This is a genomic window from Thermococcus sp. EP1, assembly GCF_001317345.1.
In the GTDB taxonomy this organism is placed as follows: domain Archaea; phylum Methanobacteriota_B; class Thermococci; order Thermococcales; family Thermococcaceae; genus Thermococcus_A.
In genome coordinates this window covers 360,137-378,905 of record NZ_JXCG01000001.1, presented here as the reverse complement: position 1 = coordinate 378,905, position 18,769 = coordinate 360,137, and the positions used below count along the sequence as shown (strand labels likewise).

Genomic DNA, 18,769 nt, shown 5'->3' with positions numbered 1-18,769 from the left:
TTCACACCCCCCAAAGTGCTAGTATTAGTAACAGTATTGCAAGGTACCATGCATAGCTCTGAGTATTTCCATTGTAGATATAAGTCCTCATAACTTCCGCTAGATCTTCAACCCATGTTCCTATGGTGCGATAAAGCCTGTCAAAGCTTATCCTAAGCCAAAATGCCAATGTCTCTTTGAGTGGAAGGAAGAAGTTTCTCCTTATTGTAAGATTATATTCCATCGTTACAGGGTTAGCAGACTGGTAGGTGTCTGTAACAGGGACTTTTCTAACCTTTGCACCGAGGAAATAGATTATCCCCGCTATTATTATGCCAACTACAAGATAAATCGTGACTGCCAGTGCATTGTACTTTCCAAACCCTAGATCTAGTATGAAGAGGTCTCCGCCGATGACTTCTTTTCCAAATATTTTATTAAGCTCCTTTGCAACAAGCCCTGGTGCAATTCCAAGTATTACATTGAAGAGAGCTAAAATTGCCATTGCTATAGCCATTGGTAAGGGCGCGTCTTTGGTTTCATCTAAATCAGTGGGTCTTTGTCCAAACCATACTGCGTATACAAATCTTATGAGGTAAACAAACCCAATTGCACTTCCAAAGAACACCATGCCACCTAGTATCGGCAAGTTCTGGCTTATTACTGCTTCAAAGAGAACCCACTTGCTGGCAAACCCAACTAAAGGCGGAATTCCAGCAAGGCTAAGAATGGCTATAAAGGCCATTGCGAATGTAAATGGCATTTTCTCAGCAAGCCCTCCCATGTCTGCAAAGGTTGTTTTACCAGTCCTGTATACTATTGTAGCTACTATGAGGAAGAAAAGGCCCTTAAACAACGCGTGGCTAAGAGCATGGAACATTGCTGCTTGAATACTTAACGCTGTGCCAACACCAATTCCTACCAGTATGTATCCAAGTTGGCTTATACTTGAATATGCAAAGAGTTTTCTTATATCCTCCTGAAGAGCCGCTAACAGCCCACCAACAATTATAGTTAAACCTCCAAGGAATGCTATGATATAACCAAATTTCGTTGCACTTCTGAATGCTCCAAATTCAAGTGCTAAACGGGTTCCCATAAGTACGTAAAGTAAAATGAATCCATAAACTCCTGCTTTGCTCAAAACTCCACTAAACATCGCTGTATAACTTTGGTTTGTCTCTCCATATGCATCTGGTGCCCATACATGTAGTGGAAACATGCCCGCTTTAACTCCAAATGCAATGAGGAACAGCAAATAAATTAATGCACTCTCGTTCTTGCTTAGTAGTGTCTCAGCGCCAAATGCACTTGCATATGCCTCTTGGTACATTGCTTGTTGAATTGTTCCAAAGTCAAAGGTTCCTAGTTTTGCATAAATGATTCCCAATGCAATCAGCATTGCATATGCTCCAAAAACGCTTAATAGGAAGTACTTCAGCGATGCACTGCGGTTGTAGCGAAGCACCATCATAAAGCTTGCAAATGTCATTATCTCCCAGAAGATGAAGAATGTCATCATGTCATTTGCAAGGAACACTCCCAGCACACCACTGAGACTCATTAAAGCAAAGAGCCATTCATAACTGTCTTTAGCCGTTGAGACTAAAGCTAGTATTGAGGCAAATCCTACCAAAGTTCCAATTCCAATAAAGAACCAATTAAGGTGATTTAGGGCAAAAGTCAAATTGAAAACCCCAATATTGAGAGCAAGGTTGATGCCCTCAGTCGTTTTTTGGTACAGTAAAAGGGAAAATCCCAAAGGTAATGCTGCTCCAGTGACTCCAATTAATTCCCTAATCCCCTTTACCTCTATAAGCCACGCCAATGCTCCAGCTAATAGAGGAGCGAAAATGATTATGGCAAGTTCATTCATGGGCTCACCCCCACTAGAGGAACATTCTTAATGTATTCGGCAACGTTAAAGATGTCACTCCCAGCTTTTTGCATTATATCCCAGAAGGGTTGTGGATAGATTCCTATGAGGATAATGAACGCTATTAAGAGGAGCATCACCAAAGCTAGAGCACTGTTTTCCCTGATCTTATCTCCATCTCCTTGGAACCAAATCGTGTGAATTAGCCTAACATAATAAACCATCTCTACCAAGCTTGCACCAAGGATTAAAGCAACGACGCCGGTTTTCTCTGCTTCTAATGCAGCTATGATTAGTTGCATCTTACTCCAGAATACATTGAAGAGCGGAATTCCAATAATGGCTATGGCTCCAAGAGTTATCCCGAATGCTGTAATTGGCATTCTCTTTCCTAGACCCTTGAAATTCTCCATCTCTGGTCCACCAAGTTCTAAAGCGGCGTATCCAACAGCCAGAAACATCAGAAGTTTCACTATCGCATGGTTGAACATTTGGAAAATACTTGCATCAAGTCCCTTTTGAGTCCCCAATGCTATACCCACAGCTATAAGACCAACTTGAGCAATACTTGAGTATGCAATCATTCTCTTAACATTAGTTTGCCTCAAAGCACTGAGTTCGCCAATCACTACGGTAAGAGTTCCCATAATTATGAGAAGGCTCAAAACTGAGTTCCAACCCTCTGAAGCGCTGAAGATATAGAGTATCCTTGCTATTGCATAGAGAGAGGCCTTGACCACAAAGGCTGAAAATACTGCAGTTATCGGATGAGGCGCTTCCTGATAAGCATCAGGTGCCCAAGCATTTAATGGAAAGAGCTCAGCTTCAACTGCCAAACCAAAGATAAGAAGTGCCAATCCTACCTTGGCAACAGTTGGATTAATCATTGAAGCTAGTTGGGCGATGTGTGCCATGTTTAGTGTTCCAAGGCTTCCATAGATTAAAGCAACACCAACTAGGAAGAAGCTCGAACCAATGCCTCCAAGAACCACGTATTTGAGGGCGGCCTCACTCGCTTCCCCTGTTTTATTGTAAGCAGTTAGAGCATAGGCACTTATTGCCGTTATTTCCATGAAGACAAAGAGATTGAAGATATCCCCAGTTGCAATCATACCGGTTGCACCAAGCATCAAAAGAAGGAACAGCATTGCGTATTTATCTTGTGGTTCAACTTTTACAGCTTTTATACTGAATACGGCCATTAAAAAGCTTGCAACTGCAACTATAAGAACGAATAATGCTGCGAAATATCCTATGTAGAGGTTAATCCCGACTGGTGGTTTAAAGCCACCTGCCATGATTATTATTGGCTTTCCACTTGTGTAAACTTCATTAAATACCCAAGCTGCAATTCCAGTTTGTATTAAGGTTACCAGGACCAGGAAGGGCATTACGAGGTTTTTGCCTACTTTCTTGAGGACAGGTATAAGGAACGCGCCAAATAAGGGTAACGCAATGAGAAGTGAAGCGTACTGGCTCATCCCCTCAACCTCCTTATCTCTTCTACGTTAAGGGTTTTGTACTTTTCATAGAGGTTTATCACAACGCTCAGAGCCATTGCAGTCGTTGCAACACCTATTACAATTGCCGTAAGCACTAAAGCCTGTGGAATTGGATCCACCGCATTATTTGGGGTCACTCCTTCTGTTAAGATTGGGGCACTCTTACCACTCACATAACCAACGCTAATTAGCAGAAGATTAACCCCTGTTTCCATTATACTTAGACCTACAAGCATCTTTAGGATATTCCTCTTGGCTAATATCGCATAAAACCCGATTAATATGAGAGCTATTGAAGCAAAATAGTACGGATTCATTGCCCTCCCTCCTCGGGCTCTTTAATCATGTTGTCAATAATTCCAGTAAGCTCAGTGCCAACTTTAATTCCAATTAAGGTATAGATTATTGGAATGAAGCCTGCACTAAGGAGTCTTCCAATGTTCTCCTTTCCTACTCCCCATGTTTGCCATATCCAGTCAAAGAGGAAGTAACCACCCACTGCTAGACCAATAAGACCAACTGTAACGTACCCAATTCCTGCAAGACCTTCAAGTGGCTCGAAGATTTTATGATCCACTTCATAGAGGGTAAACGTCAAGTAGAGGAACAAAAATGCTGTTGCAATTGTGGCCCCACCTGGGAAGCCTCCTCCTGGGGTAAGATGTCCATGGATGAAGATATAAGCTCCAAAGAGCATTATGAAGGGCAAAAGAATTCTCGCACCTGTTGTTAGGACAACACTTCCTTCCGTTTTAGCAGACCTTTCTTTTCGTTTTTTCCATAGAAGTGCTGCAACACCAGTAGAAGCTATGAAAAGTACTGTGACCTCTCCGAGAGTATCAAAACCTCTATAGTTAACAACTACAGCAGTTACAGCATTCACAGCGCCTGTCTCTTCTTTCACATGCTCAAGGTAATATTTACCCACGAGCATTCGGTCTTCGCCAAAAGGAACTTGGTCAAGTGCTTTTGCCATCCAGAGCCCTATGATAAGTATGAAAACTATTGCTAGAACTCTTTTTACCATCTCACCCACCATCCTGTGCCTTCTTCTTCCTTTTCATATCTCTCAGTTCTCTTTATTGCAAAGATAAACACTGCAGCGCTTAATGCAGCCCCGATAGCAGCTTCAACCATTGCAACATCTGGAGCTTGGAGGAAGAAGAACGCTATTGAGGCAAAAAGACTCACTGCAGCCATTCCAACAACTGCTGCTAAGAGGTCTCTCCATTCCACTGCAAAGATTGCGGAGATAACCATTAGTGCAGCAATAAAAATGGCCACCAAATCACTCATTTTTTTCAACCTCCTTAGCTGACTCCTCTAAGGCCTCTTTTATCTGCCCTACTCTCTCCAACGAAGTCTCTGCCTCTTTGTATTTGTCAATGATGCTTCCCTCCCAGAGAGGCACTCCACTCTTGTATGCTGCTCTAATAAGCGCATGAGCTGCTATTGGATTAGTCAAAAGCAAGAACACGGCAATTGTCAAAGTTTTTGGAATCCAAGAGTAACTGCCTACTTCTCCGACTGCCCATATTCCAACTCCAATAATGACACCAAGAGATCCCAAAGTAGCGCTCTTTGTGGCAGTTTGCATTCTATTGTAAACATCTGGCATCCTAATTAGACCAAGGGATGATACTACATAGAAGAATGTTCCAAACAATACAAGTGCTTGCCCAACTATAGAAGCAATACTCATAGTCCCCCCTCCATGTATCTGGCAAAAGCTATGACTCCTACAAATGCAAGCACCGCATAAACCAGTGCCACATCAAGGAATATTGCTCTTCTGTAGTAAAGGGCAAAAAGCACCATTAATCCAGTGGTAAGTGTCGTCATGATATCGACAGCGACAATTCTATCTGCTGTTGTTGGACCTCTAAAGAATCTATACATGCTTAAAATCACCGCAATCCCAATTAGGATTAGGTAAATCTCTATCATTCGAAGATCACCTTTAGGAATTTTTCAAACGGTTTTGTTATACTCTCAGAAGCTCCTTCTACACTTTCATCTTTCACATCAATCCAGTGGATGAAGTATCTATCTCCTTTGACATCAAGGGTTATTGTTCCCGGAGTTAGAGTTATTGAGTTTGCAAGAACGAGTTTTCCAGTATTGTTTGTGAGCGTTGTTTTGCATTCAACAATCCCTGGGTTTATTGGGCGTTTTGGATGTAAAACACGATAGGCAACATCCAGATTGGCCATTATCATTGCCCAGATGAAATATGGAATGTATGCTACGAAATAGGCTATTCTTCTCGGATTAAGATTTGCTAGGCCTTTTTCAGTAAATACCTCGTATGTGAGTGCTCCAACGATTAATGAAAATATTACTCCCATTACTAGCTCTTGTGGATCAAAACTGCTTGTCAAAAACATCCAAATAATAAACAGGATTAAAACCGTGTATAGATAGCGGCTTACTTTGCTTGCTTCTCCCATTTAACAACCCTCCGTAAGCAAAGGTTGAAAGTTTTTACACCTAACGTTTCTAACGTTTATTGAGACATATACATTTATAAACCTTCCCAAGAGAGCAAATGGTTAATAACCATTGGTTATATATTAGAAACATGCTCCTGAGAATAAGAGAAAATCAAGATCTACAATATTTAAGAGGCGTAAAAAGCTAAAAAATCCAGCATATTCAAAATTGTCAAGATATAGAATAAGTCCTTCCCTAAATAATTCAAGAAGAATAAAAAAGGTCAATAAATTGAAATCCTTTTAACTCCTTCAAGCTTTGATAGTTCGTTTATCAGTTCGCCAGGAATTGGTTTTTCTGTGATTATTGTGAGTGTAGCCTCTGGATAAAGTTCTGGGTCTTCCGCAACTACCTGTATAATATTTATGCCCCTATCAGCGATCTTAGAGGCCACTTTTGCCAAGATTCCGATAGCCCTTGGTTCTGGTTCAATCTCTATAACTCCATAACCAACGTGCCTTCCAACAAACTTCATGTGCACAGTAGGTTCTAGATTAACGTAAACCTCCTTAAGTTCGGGAATTTTCAGAATCATTGTGACAGTTTCTTTAACGACTCTCCTATCAACATCAAGTGCCTTTGCTATTTTTGTATAGGGTACCTCTATTTCCCCACACTTAATTTTCATATCATCCGAAACCTTTAAACCATACTTTAAGAGCAATTTAGCTATTTGTTTCCTCACGGGATATTCATCAAAGTAATGTTCAAGCTTACCCCACATTTTCCTCACCTCTGTCCACAATAGTCCATCATTAGACCCTTTGCTACAAAAGTATTAAAATGTTTCCATGCGGTAATGTGCTCAGTTATCTATTTTATAAATCTTGCTAAAAATTTTAAAAGGAAGTTCTTTTCAAAGGAGTATATGATGAGAATAAAGCTTCCAAATTCATATTTTGAAGAACACGAGAATAGCATAAGATTGATTTGGAGAGAGACCCTCTATGCCGATTTTGAAAAAAAGCTTCTCGAGAGAGCCATTAAACGTAAGTTTAGGATAAAACCTACTATAAGCGCTGAAGAGGGGTATCTCATTGTAGATGTTGAAAACGAGGAGATTGAAAGGTTAATTACATTTCTAATCCAAAGTCATCTGGGAGAATTTTTAAGAAGTAGATATACAAAAAGAAAGGTGCTCTACATTCATGAAGGGATGAACGTCCCGCTTTTAGGATATAATGCATTTGGATTGATAGATCGAGGAACAAACTTAATTCAGGTTAGAGGCTCTACAGGGTGCAACGTTTCGTGTATTTTCTGTTCTGTAGATGAGGGACCATATTCAAGAACTAGAATTCTTGACTACGTCGTAGATGTAGATTATTTACTAAAATGGTTCGACGAAGTCGCCCAGTTTAAAGGAAAAGGGATTGAGGCCCATTTGGATGGTCAAGGGGAACCTTTACTCTACCCATTCATTGTGGAGCTCGTCCAGGGGCTTAGAGAGAATCCAAATGTTAACATTATTTCAATGCAGAGCAATGGGATTCTGCTCAATGAGAAGTTAATTGAAGAGTTAGCAGAGGCTGGGTTAGACAGAGTAAATCTCTCCATCCACTCCCTCGATCCAGAAAAAGCCAGAATGCTTATGGGGATGAAAAATTATGACCTCAATCATGTCTTGGAAATGGCCGAGGCCTTGATAAATGCTGGGATTGATGTCCTTTTTGCCCCAGTGATTATTTTTGGAATAAACGATATGGAGGCCGAGGCTTTTATTGAATTTGCAAGAAAAATTGGAGCAGGGAAGAGATGGCCCGCTCTAGGATTTCAGAACTACGTACCCTACAAATTCGGAAGGCATCCATCTGTGAAGTTTTTATCTTTCAAAAAGTTCTACACATGGCTTAGGGAGCTCGAAGAAAAAACTGGTATGAGGCCTTTAGTGCTAAAGCCAGAACACTTTGGGATGCATAAAAGAAGGTTTATTCCACTAGAATTCCACGTTGGAGAGGTTGTTAAGGCAAAAATAATTCTTCCTGGTAGAATTGAAGGGGAAATGCTAGCTACTGCGAGAAACCGTCTGATAGAGGTCATAAATACTCACGCAAAAGTTGGCGAAGAGATTAAAGTAAAAATAGTAAGGACAAGACATGGAATCTACGTCGGCACTCCAATTAAATAAACCTTGAACTCTTTACTCTGAGTTCTCCTTTCTCATAAAGCTGCAGGAGAGTATTAACGATTCTCTCCCCACTCTTTCCGTCCCCAAAGGGGTTGGGAGCCTTTGCCATTCTTTCATAGAACTGCTTATCATTCAAGAGTCTATCCACATAATAAAGAACTCTCTCCTTTTCTAGGCCTACGAGGACATTCCCGCCTGCTTTTATTGTTTCTGGTCTCTCAGTATTGTAGCGGAGCGTTAAACACGGGACATCTAGTATTATGCTTTCCTCCTGAATACCTCCAGAATCTGTTAACACGAATTTTGCATTTTTTTGAAGCTTTAAGAAGTCAAGATAACCCAAAGGTTTCGTTAAAATTACATGAGCTCTTTTCTCTAGCCTGCTCCAGAGATTTAACGATTTTAAGCGCTTTTCCGTTCTTGGATGCACCGGATAAATTACAGTTATCGGCAAGGATTCTATTATCTCCACGAGTTTTTTGAGGTTCTCCTCACTATCAGTGTTCTCTGCCCTATGGGCTGTTAAAACGGCGTACTCTTTGGGTCTTAATCCGAGCTTATCTAAGATTTTACTCTTCCTTTCGGCTATTTCCGAATTTTGAAGAACCGCATCAACAATTGTGTTCCCAACAACATAAACTCCTTCAGATATACCTTCTCGTTCGAGATTTTTCTTTGCTTCCTCCGTAGGTGCAAAAAGAACTTCACTAGCATGATCTGCTAAGATCCTGTTTATCTCCTCAGGCATTGTTCTATCGAAGCTTCTTAAACCTGCTTCAACATGAGCCACCGGAATCTTAAGCTTTACACTCGCCAAAGCACCAGCTAAAACAGTGTTTGTATCCCCTTGAACTAGAGTGACATCCGGCTTTTCTTTCATCAGAACCTCTTCTATTTTTATCATAGCACTTCCAGTTTGATATGCTTGAGTTCCAGAACCAACTTCAAGATGATAGTCTATCCTGTGAAGGTCAAGCTCTTCCAAAAAGATCTTGCTCATTTCATAATCATAATGTTGACCAGTGTGAATAAGTAAGGGCTCAATACTCCTTTCCTCAAATGCCCTTATTACAGGTGCCAGCTTTATTATCTCAGGCCTTGTTCCAAAAACAAAAGCCGGTTTCAATACTCGCCCCTCCCAACCCCCTTAAACACAAAACCCTTTGGAGGAGTCTGCACTACGTGTCTCCCATCTATTAAAACTCTATTTCTCATAAGTTTCCCCAATTCTTCCCAATTAAGATTTCTAAACAGAGAATGATCTGTTGCTATTACTGCCACATCACTTCCTCTTAAGGCCTCTTCAAGAGTTTCGTGAGTACCTTTTACATATGGATCATAGGTCCTTACATCCTTCACTTCCTCTTTTATCTCTTCAATAAAGAATAAAGCTGGAGAGTTCCTCGTATCATCCGAATCTCCTTTATACGCCAACCCCAATACTGTGACAATGGCATCCTCCGGAGGCAAGTTTATAGTCTTTAGAGCACTCACTAGAAGATCCTTGACAAAGAGGGGCATGTCTTCATTGATTTCTCTAGCTTTCTTCACCAATCCAAAATCTTCTTTAGCAGAGCTTAATAATAAATAAGGATCTTTTGGCAAACAATGCCCCCCAACACCTATTCCCGGAGTGTGAATTTTGACCCGTGGATGCGTATTGGCCAATTCTATTGCTTTAAAAATATCAACGCCGTATTGATGAGCTAAAAGAGCAAATTCATTTGCCAGTGCTATGTTCACGTCTCTAAAAGTGTTTTCCATCAGTTTTACCATTTCACTGGTTGTGGAGTTCGTTTTGAATATCTGGCCTTTTACAAATGAGCGGTATAAGATCTCAGCCAGTTCTGCACTCTCTTCATCTATACCCCCGAGTATCCTTGAGTTATAAACAAGCTCCTTAAATATTCTTCCAGGCATTACCCTCTCAGGGGCATGTGCCATGTAGAAATCTTTTCCAGCTTTTAGACCATTTACTTCCTCTATGAGCTTTGCCATTCTTATAGTGGTCATTGGTGGAATCGTGCTCTCAATTATCACTAAAGAGCCCCTTTTCATAGTCTCAGCAACTGTTCTAACAGCATTTTCAAGATAACTTAGATCAGGAGTTTTATCATCCTTTAATGGTGTTTGAACACATATTAAGTAAACGTCTTTTCCTCTTATATCATTCTTATCAGAAGTTGCCCTTAATCTGCCACTTTTTATGGCTTTATGTAAAAGTTCATCTATGTCAGGTTCCACTATATGAGAGTTGCCAGAATTCAATTTTTTCACAACTTCTTCCCTTATTTCATATCCTATCACATTAAAACCTGCATTTGCAAACATTATAGCGGTTGGAAGCCCAATATATCCCAATCCAATGACCGCGATTTCTGCACTTTTCTCAATTATTCTCTCTTTCATCTCTTCCACCCTAAGTAAAAGAGACTGAAAACCCAAATTTAAGGTTTTTCCACGCAACAATTTCAAACCAAAATTCCCAAAGATTTCTCCAGAATTTTTGATTTTTCTTAAGATGGGAGCCTGATAATAAGACAAAATTATAATACATGACTCCAAAATGTTTGTTTCATTGACAGAAATTGTAATAAACGTTTGCAACCAAAAAGAAGCTTTTGGGATATGAGTATCCAGACTCAAAAAAACCATTTTACGGAAACCCTTTTAATGGACAAAGGTGTTCATAATATTGGGTGAAATCTGTGAAGATCTGGATAGACATTGTCAACGCACCTCACGCTCACTTTTTCAAGGGTATAATCAGGGAACTCGAGAAGAGAGGACATGAGGTTTTGGTCACTACAAGGGAATTTGACGGTTTAACTGGAATTTTGGACATGTTGGGAATAGGTTACTATATTGTTGGAAAACATGGTGGTTCTACACTTGAAGGAAAGCTCATAGCAAGTGTTGAAAGACAACATAAGCTCGCTAAATTAATAATTGAAGAAAAACCCGATTTAGCCCTCTATAAAAATTCTCCAGAGGCTCCAAGAATTGCCTTTGGTTTGGGGATTCCAACTATAGGATTTGCAGATAATGACACTGCAACAGCGGTTAATAAACTCATGTTACCATTCACGAGGAGACTTGTTTATCCAAAAGCCATTGATGCATACGAGCTTATAAAATGCGGAGCTGATGCAAATTCTTTAAGGCCTATAAACGGCATACCTGAGCTTGCTCACCTATATGGATTCGTTCCAAGTAAAAAACCACTAAAAGAGCTGGATTTAACTGCCTACAGCTATATCGTCATGAGAACTGAACCGATAAAAGCCAATTACTTTAACGGGGATGCTGAGAAAAGCATACTTGAGAATATCATCCCTCTACTCCCTGACATTCCCATTGTCCTCTTCCCGAGAACTGAAAGCCAGGCAAAGCGGTTTAAACACTTTGAAAATGTTATAATCCCCGACCATGTTACCGACAGCCTATCGCTTCTATATTACGCAAAACTCATGATAGGAGCCGGTGGAACAATGAATAGAGAGGCACTAGCTTTAGGAACTCCAACCATATCGACATATCCAGGTAAGCTACTCGCAATAACTCGGTGGCTTATAAACTTGGGGATTAAGTTCCACTCCACAGACCCCATAAGAGTTTCTGAAAAGGCCTGGGAGCTCATGAGAAAGAATGGGGCCTTTAGAAAGCATGTTAGAAACGTAATTATGACTATGGAAAATCCCGTAGATGCATTTTTGAACGAAATCGAAACGTATGAAGAATATGGAACATTCCCTGTCCAAGAAACTGCTCCCGAAGAACTGGTGAGCAGAAAATGAGGGCCAAATGGGCCACGATTATTTTTCTTTTACTCATTTACGCTTCTCCGGCAAGATCATTTGAATATTATCTCCATGGAATTGGGAAGGTAATTGACACCCCTCTTCCACCTTCTCTTGTTCTAAATACTGAAGAACTTCCGGTGACTTATGTAGTAGGGCCTGATTCAAGCGGATACATTTACGGAGTAGAATATAAGAGATTGAGGCACCAAAGAATGAAAATACTAAAAAGTCTAGATGGAAAGAAGTGGGAAGTGTTATATACACACAATACCGAGATAACTTCTCTTTATCTATGGAAAGACACGCTCTTCTTCTCGGACATCAAAGGAAGGATATTTATGTGGAATGAACAAACTTTTGAAGAAGTTTTGAGACTCGATGAGGGCAAATATGCTATCTGGTGGTCATGGGCAGGAAATGAAGACTTTTTGCTTATAGGGGAATATGGGAAGAAGTCCAACAGTGCGAAAGTCTATAGAACTTTCGACGGGAGGCATTTTGAAGTTTTCTTTGACATAGAAGATCACTACAAGATCAAAGACAACGGTTGTCATATCCACTTAGTCAGCATAGATCCCTACGATAAAATCGTTTACGTTGGAGTTGGCGATAATCCCCCATATAGAGGACTGTACATCTATAAAAACGGCACTTGGATGTTTAGAAATACTAACAATCATATAATCAATTATGTAATGAACAGTGGACCATTAGCTGTCACGTATCCTGATGAAAATAGAGTCTTCTTCTATAATGATAATTTCCCTCAGATAATAGAGTACAACAAGAAAAAGGACGAACTTAAACCCTTAGCAACATGGTTCGGGGAATATTATAAAGCAGAAATGAAGTTCTACGATGCTCTAAGAGACCCAGAAACCGGAATTCATTATGTAGTAAGTGTGGACTATCATAAAGAGGGCATGGATTATCTCTGGATATCCCTCGACGGAATAGTATGGAGGAAGATAAGTGGGGGATTAATAAATGGGACTAATACTCTCTATCCTATCCACATAGCAAACGGTTATCTCTATATGAACAATTTACGAATGAAATTATTCACACGAGAAGAGGCCCTAAAATTGATCTATGGAAAAGGCTCTAACTTTCCCGTATCTGGAACCCTTGTTGAAAACAGGCTTATAATATTTCCAATACACACGAAATACCCAATTGCAATTGTCATAAAAGGGAAGAAATTCCAAAATCATCTTTCCACTGAATTGAATTGGAAGGCAATAAACGGTACTATAGAAAAGAAAAGAGATGTTTTAATCTTATCCCCTTCAAGACCCTCTTCAGCCCTAGAACTCACAGGGCTAAAGCTCGAAAATGGATGGTACACCTTAGGACTGTGCCTCAAAAGTTCTCAGCCCTGGGGCACCCAGATTAGGCCTGTACATGTTACTGTTTATACAGAAAAAAACGTTTATGGTGGCCTTGCACAGGTAAGCAATGAATGGCGGCCTTTTTACTATGTCTTTTATATGCCTACTGATGGAACAATAACGCTTTCCCTTCTCTTTAATGGGACAGCAACATATTCAATTGGATGTCTGTTTTTATCCAGCAATATCAGCACACCTAAGCCAAACGGAAAATTCCTAATAGGAGAAAGTTACTCAAAAAATGTGAGCTTAAGAATAGACGATAAAACTTATTATATAGGAGATCTAAGGCCAGGAGAGACTTATGTCCTGCATCTTAAGGATTTAGAAACTATCGAGCTCCTCTCTGGAGGAGCCGTTGACATATTGATCACAGACAAATGGGAAGAAAAGCACGGCCCAATAATAGCAAACAACCAAATAAATAACCCTGAATCAAATAGCATTTTCTCCGTCATATATCTTCTGCTAATATCCTTTATTTTGGGAGGGTATGCACTCAAACAGCAGATGCAATAGTTGGAGTGATATAAGCCTCGACAAAAGCTGCTACTAAAAGCATCACAAGCGCTATGGCAAGCATTTTCATAGACTTCTTGAATCCATTTAAAAAGCGCTCTCCTAGAGTACCTTCCCCTCTAACAAGCTCAAAATACCATTCAACACCCCCAACTCCAGCAACAGCAAAAGCTGGGATTTCAATCAATCCATGAGGGAGTATAGCTAGCACAATTCTTAACAAATCTTCACCTTGTAAATGGAAGTACTCTATCACTATTCCCACTATAAACCCATTGAAGAATAATATTCCAGCTGGTACTATTCCAAATAAAACCCCTCCAATTGCTGAAATAAGTGCAACCCTAGAATTATTAAAGAAAATGAATGTGAAAAGGCTAAACCTATCCATATTCTCGTTAATGTTGCCCCCCAAGAATTCCCTTAAATTTGAAAATATTATCTCAGCTGAACTAGGATTTACCCGAGCAAAAAGGATACCAAAGAATGATCCGATTAAAAATAAGGCTATAAACCCATAAAAAATTCTACTTCTCTTCATTTCCACCACTCAATGCATTTTTAAGGGCCATCTTAAAGTCCTCAACATCTATATAGGGCATTTCGATATCCATTCTTACAGAAAAGAACTCGTCTATTATACTCTCAAGCTCTTCCAGCTTCTTTCCTTTTAATGCATCCTCCAGCTCAAGAATGGTTTCTTCAGGATAGATAAAAAAGTCCCCAGTAATTCTCACATTTTTAGCAATACTGTTCTCCTCTTCAATCTCAAACCTTATAAGGCCCTTCTTAGCCTTATGTTCCCCAATCCTTTTCATGACACTCACAAACAAATTTAAAGCGGGTAGTTTTTAAAGGTTTATGAAAAAGGAAGTCTGGTGGTGATCATGAGTTACGATGATATTAAAGAGAGTATAAAGGAATTACTGGAAGATGTCATCTCAGAAATGCTCAAAAAAGAAGAAAAATCATGGGAAGGTGAGATATTATTTGATGAAACACCCAGCATGGAGTTTGGAGACTTTGCAACAACCGTTGCCTTTCAACTTGCAAAAGTATTTAGAAAAGCCCCCCGAATGATAGCTCAAGAAATAGTATCAAATCTAGAAGGAAAGCTTCCTGATTACATAGCAAAGATTGAAGTAGCTGGGGCTGGATACATAAACTTCTTTTTAGAGTATGAAAAATTTGGAACGCTCACAGTGGAAGAGATTCTACAAAAGGGAGAGCACTTTGGAGAGAGCGATTTTGGAGGAGGTAAAAAAGTCATTGTTGAGCACACCTCCGTTAATCCCACAAAACCCCTCCATATGGGGCATGCGAGAAACGCCGTATTGGGGGACACTATAGCCAGAATAATGAGGGCTCTTGGATACAATGTAGAGGTTCAAAACTACATCGACGATCTCGGTGTCCAGTTTGCTCAGGTCCTCTGGGGTTATCTCAATATGAGAGAGGAATTTGAGAAAATAATGGAAGAGCTCAAGAAAAAAGGACTCTCAAAGGACGATATAATTGATCACGCTTTGGGCCTGCTTTACGTTGAGGTCCACAAGAAAATGGAAGAAGATCCCGAAGTGGAGAAGAAGATACGAGCCCTAATGAAGGAGCTTGAGGAAGGAAAGAGTGAAGTAGCAGAAAAGGGAAGAAAACTTGCTGAGGATGTTCTTAAAGCTCAGATGAAAACAACATATAGACTCAACATCTCATATGACCTCCTTAGCTGGGAGAGCGACATTGTGAGAAGTGGAATATTTGAAGAGGCCTACGAGAAGATTGAAACCAATCCACACTTTGAGTGGGCCAAAGAGGGCAAATATAAGGGAGCTTTTATCATGAAACTTGGCGATCTCTTCCCAGACTTAGAAAATCCTGACACTGTACTTATTAGAAGTGATGGGACTGCAACATATACTGGAAAGGACATAGCATACCACCTCTGGAAATTTGGAAAGGTAAATGCAGATATGCTCTACAAGCTCTGGGACAAAGTAGAAAAGCATGAAACATGGACTACTGCCAAAGACGGCGAAAAAATGCCCGGAAGATTCGCAAATGCAGATATCGTGGTAAACGTCATTGGTTCAGAGCAAAGGTATGAGCAAAAGGCCGTCGCTTACGCACTAAAACTTCTTGGATATGAAGAAGCATACAAAAACTTCCACCATTTAGCTTATGAACATGTAATAAGACCAGAAGGAAAATTCAGTGGAAGAAAAGGTACATGGATAGGATTCACTGTTGATGAAGTGTTGGATGAGGCCGTTAAGCGAGCCAAAGAGCTTGTAGAGGAGAAAAACCCCAGTTTAAGTGAGAAGGAGAAAGAGAAGATAGCCGAGATCGTTGGAGTGGGCGCTGTAAGGTACAACCTCGTGAAATATTCCCCAGAAAAGATAATCACTTTCAGGTGGGAAGACGTACTTAATTTCGAAGGCGAAAGTGCACCCTACATTCAATATGCACATGCTAGGTGTGCATCAATTCTGAAAAAGGCTATGGAGACAGGTATGACAATCGACCCCACAGAACTCTTAAAGAAGGCAGACTTTTCGAGATTGGATCAAAAAGAAAAAGAACTGATAAAAGCCATAGCAAAATTCCCTGAGATCGTAAAAACGGCTGGAAGGGACATAAAGCCGAACTTAATAGCCACATATGCAAATGAGCTCGCCATGATATTCAACAGATTTTACATGGCCCTTCCAGTTTTGAAGGCTGAAGAAGGAACAAGAGAAATGAGACTTCTATTGGTGATAGCAACAAAACAAGTTCTCAAGAACGCTCTTGAACTAATGGGAATCGAAGCTCCCGAGGTTATGTGAGGTCTTTTCTTTTCCATACATTTTAGGTGTAGAACTCCTTTTTCCACAAACCTAAAATACACCAAAACCAAACTATTCTGGTGATCCTATGCGTGGAGTTGTAGTGCCTCTTGTAACGCCTTTTAATGAAGACTATTCCATTGACCTCCCTGCCCTTGAAGAGCACATAAATTACCTTCAAAAAGTTGGAGTGCATGGTATTTTCATAAATGCAACAACTGGAGAGTTTACGAGCTTAAATAATGAAGAAAGGAAACTTTTAGCAGAAAAAGGCAGAGAAATTGTTACTTCAGCCTTTTACCTAGTAGGAACAGCCTCAACGAACACCTTTGAGGTTATTGAGCTAACCAAACATGCCCAAGACATAGGAGCTGATTATGTGGTCATAGCTCCTCCCTACTACTGTCCCCTCAATGATGATGCCCTCTTTAAGCACTACTCTCTAGTGGCAGAAAAAACAGAAATTCCAATAATTCTCTACAATATCCCCAGTTGTGCCAATCCAATGAGTGTTTCTCTAGTAAAACACCTTGCTCTCGAGTACTCAAACATAACTGGGATAAAGGAAACCATAGATAGCATCAACCACGTTAGGGATGTAATATTTGAAGTGAAAAGCGAAAGGAAAGACTTTAAAGTGTTCACAGGTCTAGACCAGCACCTTTTAAACACGCTCTTTTTGGGAGGGGATGGAGGAATAATGGCATGTGCCAACTTTGCCCCCGAGCTTCATCTTGAAGTCTATAAAGCATTTGAAGAGAGAAACTTTGAAAAAGCTATGAACTACTCCCAAAAGCTTGCAAAGGTCTCAAAAGTCTATGATCTAGCATCCTCATTCGGCTCTGCAATAAAAATTGCTATGAATATAAGAGGATTTTCAATAAAACCAATTCTTAGGCCACCTTATATAATGGATGGAGAAAAAGCCAGAGAAAGAATAAAACAACTACTAGCTTCACTGGAGCTTGTACCTTAGGATTGCACCAATTCCTCCAAAAGCCCTATAGAACTGCTGGCCTTCGTCAGTATCGAGGGAGATTATTTCAACATCTGATCCACTTTCTTCTGCCATTTTTATAAGTTCTTCAGCCACATCCCATTTCTCAAAGCTTATGTTCTGACTGTTGCACTTAGGACAGTTTTTGAGATTTTTCTTGTAAATCTCAAAATCAGGCTCGCTCATAGTTTTTAGCTCTTCCCATCCACAATTGTTACACTTGGCCCTTACTCTAACCCTATCATAACCCTCACTAAGTAATAATTTATCAACGGCCCCAAGCTCTAGAGCATTCCTGACCTCCTTTTCACCGTATGTTATGAGGCCTGTATCCTTAACCAAGTGCTTAAAGAATTCCTGTATGAGGAGCCTTTCTTTAACAGCCTCATGCTCTCTTAAAATATCACTTGCCTTTTCAACAAGCTCTCTAAGACCATACTGGCCATGATAGCTTATATCTACGACTCCAAGAATCCTTTTTCTGAGTTCATGATGCAAATACTCCCCTTCAACAAATTCCTCCTTTGTTGGTCCTGGACCACCAACAATAATACCCTTGAGCTCTCCCTTTTCCAGAAGAGGCAGGAAGACCTTGGTAGAGTGCTCACCAATTCTTTTCATGAACTCATGGGTCTCTTGCTCCCTAATTCGCTCATATCTTCGAGCTGACTGACCACCAGCTCTTGTCTTTCCAGGCACATTAGAAGTCAACTCTTCTATAACCTCTATCTTTTTCCCTCTAAGAAGCCCTATCGTAGCCTCGTTCTTTTCAACCGTTATTAAACCATAAGCATCTTTAACACGGAGCATCTCCTCAAGGGGTTCTGTTACAAAAGTTTGGTCACATCGATAAAGCCTGACGTTCAGTGGTTCTGGTGGAATGATAGCAAATACCCTAATATCAGAGACTCCTTCCTGTTCACTCACATTACCAACGAAAAGAGCTAATCCGGTTTCAGGAGTTTGTTTGTAAAGTTTAAGATGCTGCATAGCTCTTTCTAAAGCACCGAGAACGTTTTTTCGAGTTGTTTTTGATTTAATATTCTGTGCTGTTCCATACTCCTCTCTAAGCTGCTGCATAACCTTATTCAAATCATAATCTGCTGGAATATAGAGGGATACTAACTCTGTGGCTCGACCTCGAATCTTTTTAAGCTCCTCAACTTTCTTTTTAAGCTCATACATTTCAGCAGACTTGTGAGACATGATTATCACCTCACCAACTCTTCCCTTTTCTCACTACAACCCTCTTAAAAAAT

General features: G+C 40.2%; 19 protein-coding genes. 5 read left to right on the top strand and 14 right to left on the bottom strand.

What is annotated here, in order from left to right; all coding sequences use genetic code 11:
* Position 1: 1 nt before the first annotated feature.
* The 9 genes from EP1X_RS01925 to EP1X_RS01885 form a co-directional block, all read right to left on the bottom strand.
* Positions 2-1,855 (bottom strand): proton-conducting transporter membrane subunit, encoded by a 1,854-nt coding sequence (locus EP1X_RS01925; protein WP_055281161.1) that lies wholly within the window; start codon positions 1,853-1,855, stop codon positions 2-4.
* Complete coding sequence (locus EP1X_RS01920) at positions 1,852-3,336, bottom strand: proton-conducting transporter membrane subunit (RefSeq protein WP_055281159.1); 1,485 nt, start codon at positions 3,334-3,336, stop codon at positions 1,852-1,854. The genes EP1X_RS01925 and EP1X_RS01920 overlap by 4 nt, the downstream gene beginning before the upstream one ends.
* Complete coding sequence (locus EP1X_RS01915; protein WP_055281157.1) at positions 3,333-3,674, bottom strand: NADH-quinone oxidoreductase subunit K; 342 nt, start codon at positions 3,672-3,674, stop codon at positions 3,333-3,335. Before EP1X_RS01915 ends, EP1X_RS01920 begins: the two co-directional genes overlap by 4 nt.
* Positions 3,671-4,384 (bottom strand): Na(+)/H(+) antiporter subunit B, encoded by a 714-nt coding sequence (locus EP1X_RS01910; protein ID WP_055281155.1) that lies wholly within the window; start codon positions 4,382-4,384, stop codon positions 3,671-3,673. Before EP1X_RS01910 ends, EP1X_RS01915 begins: the two co-directional genes overlap by 4 nt.
* Positions 4,378-4,653, bottom strand: a complete 276-nt coding sequence (locus EP1X_RS01905) for a DUF4040 domain-containing protein (RefSeq protein WP_055281153.1) — start codon at positions 4,651-4,653, stop codon at positions 4,378-4,380. The genes EP1X_RS01910 and EP1X_RS01905 overlap by 7 nt, the downstream gene beginning before the upstream one ends.
* Positions 4,646-5,059 carry a monovalent cation/H(+) antiporter subunit G gene (mnhG, locus tag EP1X_RS01900; RefSeq protein ID WP_055281151.1) on the bottom strand — a complete coding sequence of 138 codons (414 nt, stop codon included), beginning with the start codon at positions 5,057-5,059 and terminating at the stop codon, positions 4,646-4,648. The genes EP1X_RS01905 and mnhG overlap by 8 nt, the downstream gene beginning before the upstream one ends.
* Positions 5,056-5,304, bottom strand: a complete 249-nt coding sequence (locus tag EP1X_RS01895) for a monovalent cation/H+ antiporter complex subunit F (protein ID WP_055281149.1) — start codon at positions 5,302-5,304, stop codon at positions 5,056-5,058. The genes mnhG and EP1X_RS01895 overlap by 4 nt, the downstream gene beginning before the upstream one ends.
* On the bottom strand, positions 5,301-5,807 hold the full coding sequence (locus tag EP1X_RS01890) for a Na+/H+ antiporter subunit E (protein WP_055281148.1): 507 nt from the start codon (positions 5,805-5,807) through the stop codon (positions 5,301-5,303). Before EP1X_RS01890 ends, EP1X_RS01895 begins: the two co-directional genes overlap by 4 nt.
* Positions 5,808-6,073: 266 nt before the next feature.
* Positions 6,074-6,574, bottom strand: a complete 501-nt coding sequence (locus EP1X_RS01885; protein ID WP_055281146.1) for an ACT domain-containing protein — start codon at positions 6,572-6,574, stop codon at positions 6,074-6,076.
* Between the two features lie 144 nt (positions 6,575-6,718).
* Here EP1X_RS01885 and EP1X_RS01880 point away from each other — a divergent pair, with 144 nt between their 5' ends.
* A complete protein-coding gene (locus EP1X_RS01880; protein WP_055281392.1) occupies positions 6,719-7,978 on the top strand; it encodes a radical SAM protein in 1,260 nt (419 codons plus the stop codon).
* Here the strand turns inward: EP1X_RS01880 and wecB are convergent.
* Both wecB and EP1X_RS01870 read right to left on the bottom strand, forming a co-directional pair.
* Positions 7,971-9,104: a non-hydrolyzing UDP-N-acetylglucosamine 2-epimerase gene (gene wecB / locus EP1X_RS01875; RefSeq protein ID WP_055281145.1), complete on the bottom strand. Its 1,134-nt coding sequence runs from the start codon at positions 9,102-9,104 to the stop codon at positions 7,971-7,973. The two genes, EP1X_RS01880 and wecB, sit on opposite strands and share 8 nt — an antisense overlap.
* Complete coding sequence (locus EP1X_RS01870) at positions 9,101-10,387, bottom strand: UDP-N-acetyl-D-mannosamine dehydrogenase (RefSeq protein ID WP_055281143.1); 1,287 nt, start codon at positions 10,385-10,387, stop codon at positions 9,101-9,103. The genes wecB and EP1X_RS01870 overlap by 4 nt, the downstream gene beginning before the upstream one ends.
* A 299-nt stretch (positions 10,388-10,686) precedes the next feature.
* Here EP1X_RS01870 and EP1X_RS01865 point away from each other — a divergent pair, with 299 nt between their 5' ends.
* Both EP1X_RS01865 and EP1X_RS01860 read left to right on the top strand, forming a co-directional pair.
* Positions 10,687-11,775: a DUF354 domain-containing protein gene (locus tag EP1X_RS01865; RefSeq protein ID WP_055281141.1), complete on the top strand. Its 1,089-nt coding sequence runs from the start codon at positions 10,687-10,689 to the stop codon at positions 11,773-11,775.
* On the top strand, positions 11,772-13,691 hold the full coding sequence (locus EP1X_RS01860) for a hypothetical protein (RefSeq protein ID WP_055281139.1): 1,920 nt from the start codon (positions 11,772-11,774) through the stop codon (positions 13,689-13,691). Before EP1X_RS01865 ends, EP1X_RS01860 begins: the two co-directional genes overlap by 4 nt.
* Here the strand turns inward: EP1X_RS01860 and EP1X_RS01855 are convergent.
* The gene (locus EP1X_RS01855) at positions 13,672-14,232 is read right to left on the bottom strand and encodes a stage II sporulation protein M (protein WP_055281137.1); all 561 of its coding nucleotides are present in this window, start codon (positions 14,230-14,232) and stop codon (positions 13,672-13,674) included. The two genes, EP1X_RS01860 and EP1X_RS01855, sit on opposite strands and share 20 nt — an antisense overlap.
* A complete protein-coding gene (locus EP1X_RS01850) occupies positions 14,219-14,509 on the bottom strand; it encodes a lipoate protein ligase C-terminal domain-containing protein (protein ID WP_055281135.1) in 291 nt (96 codons plus the stop codon). Before EP1X_RS01850 ends, EP1X_RS01855 begins: the two co-directional genes overlap by 14 nt.
* Positions 14,510-14,578: 69 nt before the next feature.
* Here EP1X_RS01850 and EP1X_RS01845 point away from each other — a divergent pair, with 69 nt between their 5' ends.
* Positions 14,579-16,513, top strand: a complete 1,935-nt coding sequence (locus EP1X_RS01845; RefSeq protein WP_055281133.1) for an arginine--tRNA ligase — start codon at positions 14,579-14,581, stop codon at positions 16,511-16,513.
* 88 nt (positions 16,514-16,601) lie between these two features.
* Positions 16,602-17,489: a dihydrodipicolinate synthase family protein gene (locus tag EP1X_RS01840; protein WP_055281131.1), complete on the top strand. Its 888-nt coding sequence runs from the start codon at positions 16,602-16,604 to the stop codon at positions 17,487-17,489.
* On the opposite strand, the gene prf1 is transcribed toward EP1X_RS01840, so the two are convergent.
* Positions 17,469-18,716, bottom strand: a complete 1,248-nt coding sequence (gene prf1 / locus EP1X_RS01835; protein ID WP_055281129.1) for a peptide chain release factor aRF-1 — start codon at positions 18,714-18,716, stop codon at positions 17,469-17,471. The two genes, EP1X_RS01840 and prf1, sit on opposite strands and share 21 nt — an antisense overlap.
* Between the last annotated feature and the right edge of the window lie 53 nt (positions 18,717-18,769).